Source organism: Halomonas sp. SIMBA_159, assembly GCF_046536035.1.
Classification (GTDB): domain Bacteria; phylum Pseudomonadota; class Gammaproteobacteria; order Pseudomonadales; family Halomonadaceae; genus Vreelandella; species Vreelandella venusta_A.
The window spans coordinates 1-279 of sequence record NZ_JAWJBT010000381.1 but is presented as its reverse complement, the minus strand read 5'-3'; the positions used below and the strand labels follow the sequence as shown (position 1 = coordinate 279).

At 68.1% G+C, this 279-nt stretch carries 1 protein-coding gene; it reads left to right on the top strand.

Going from position 1 to position 279, the window contains the following annotated elements; translation table 11 throughout:
- On the top strand, nucleotides 1–279 hold a 279-nt coding region (locus R0J87_RS19700; protein ID WP_498888367.1), incomplete at both ends, for a tetratricopeptide repeat protein.

Sequence of the window (279 nt, the reverse complement as noted above, 5' to 3'; positions counted from 1 at the left end):
CCTGCATGCGTTCGAGCGTGCCGTCGCGCGCGCGCCGGACCGACCGGGGCTGCGCTACAACCTGGGCACCTGCCTGGCCTGGTTCGGGCGCATGGAGGAGGCCGAGCACGAATACCGCACCGTGCTTTCACTGGATCCACGTTACTGGCGCGCGTACCTGTCACTGGCGCACCTGCGCAGGCGTGATGCGCAGGACAATGACCTTGCGGCGTTGAACGCGGCGCGAGATACCGCCGGCGACGATCCGGAAGCCGCGCTTTACCTGAACCTGGCCATGGC